Below are 1,828 nucleotides of genomic sequence, written 5' to 3' on the forward strand. Positions count from 1 at the left end.
TTAGACAGGCTAATCCGCCAGCTTACACGACTAGGTTACATTGATGCAGCAATCGATTCAGTTTCTAAAATCAACTACTCCAAGTAAAAGGCGCAATATTATATGGGATCTAAAATCAATAAAATTCAAATTCACTACAATTCTTCATTTAATTCTTCTCTATTAGATTTTATAGATGTAGAATTAGGCGACAATTATTTTGAAATTGAGACAATTCATTTAGAAAAATCACTTGATGACATTAACGCAAGAATTGCTGAACAAGGTGATCCATTTTCAACGCTTCAATTAATTAATTTATCGAAATTAAAATCAGATTTGATACGCGCTGACTTAAATATTGTTTCTAATCAAAAAAGACGCATCGATAAGATTATCGTTAAGGGTTATGAAAAATTTCCAAAATCTTACATTCAGCGATTTTTAAAATTAAAAACAGGAAGTTCATTTAACCTAAATGAGATCAAAAAAAAGGTTGAACGCCTAGAAGATTTGAGATTTGCATCAAAAATAAAGGATCCTGAAGTTTTATTCACTAATGATTCTACAACCCTCTATTTGTACTTAGAAAAAACAAGAACTAACAATTTTGATGGATTTTTGGGCTTTGGTACAAATGAAAATACCAACCGTATTGAATTTGACGGCTATTTAGATCTGAGACTTATTAATAATCTCAACTTTGGTGAAACACTAAACTTATTTTACAAGAGCGACGAAATTGACCAACAGACCTTTAGAGTCGATGCCCACCTACCATTTTTATTTCGATCACCAATTGGGCTTCAAGTAGGATTAAATATCTTTAGAAAAGACACCACCTTTTCCAACGCAAAACAATACTTAAAAGTCAATTACCAAATTAACGCACAACATAGTGTAGCTATAGGAATTAACTCAACGACATCCTCAAATTTACTTGATAATGATACTGCAGTACTAAATGATTACACTTCCAGTTATTACACGGTCGGCTATAATTACACTAAACCACAATTTTATGACCCTTTGTTCCCAATTAATTTTTTGTTTGACCTTTCTTCAAGCTTCGGCAACAGAGACAATACCACTGGCACTCAACGCCAATCGGTTCTAGATATAAACGCCTATAAAATCTTTAATCTTAATCTTAAAAATAGCATCTACACGAGATTTAATGGTGCAATTTTAACTTCAGATAATTATTTGGACAATGAGCTTTTTAGATTTGGCGGTATTAATTCTATCCGAGGATTTGAAGAGAATAGCTTGGTGGCCAATCTTTATGGTGTCATAAATACCGAATACCGTTATAGATTAAATAGCAATATTTATGTTCATTCTGTTTTAGATGCTGCCTATTTTGAAAATCAAATAACAGACACCAAAGAAAAGTTATTTGGATTTGGATTTGGATTGGGTCTTTTGACAAATGCAGGTCTATTTAGATTAAACTATACTACTGGAAAATCTGAGAATAGACCATTTAGACTTTCAGATTCTAAGGTCCATGTAAGTTTAACAGCCACCTTTTGATTTATCCAAAATAATACAATAAATTTGAAGGCTATAAAAAATTCCCATGATTAGAAAATTACTATTCTTCTTTACTTTTATGGGTTTTATTGGCCTAAGCTTTAGTCAAAACACAGTCGGTATCATTTCGATTACAGAAAATGCTTATGAAGGCTACACCCTATTTTCAACCCATACCGATTCTTATTTAATTGATAATTGTGGCCAAGTTGTAAATTCTTGGAACAGTACTTACCCTCCAGGAAACGCAAATTATTTATTACCCAATGGAAATTTATTAAGAGCAGGAAGACTAGCCTTAGGCACAGATCCA

Annotated in this window: 1 protein-coding gene and 1 pseudogene; both read left to right on the top strand. The window is 32.1% G+C overall.

The window, feature by feature from the left end; genetic code table 11:
- Positions 1-102: 102 nt before the first annotated feature.
- Positions 103-1,515, top strand: coding sequence for a POTRA domain-containing protein (locus tag HRU49_RS14620; RefSeq protein ID WP_296358467.1), 1,413 nt, complete (start codon positions 103-105; stop codon positions 1,513-1,515).
- A gap of 46 nt (positions 1,516-1,561) precedes the next feature.
- A pseudogene (locus HRU49_RS14625) lies at positions 1,562-1,828 on the top strand (hypothetical protein); the annotation flags it as partial.

The sequence above is a fragment of the Winogradskyella sp. genome, assembly GCF_013213975.1.
Classification (GTDB): domain Bacteria; phylum Bacteroidota; class Bacteroidia; order Flavobacteriales; family Flavobacteriaceae; genus Winogradskyella.

Bases quoted from the DNA above. Each gene is read 5' to 3' on its own strand.
- HRU49_RS14620 (WP_296358467.1), top strand. From the start codon at position 103: ATGGGATCTAAAATCAATAAAATTCAAATTCACTACAATTCTTCATTT.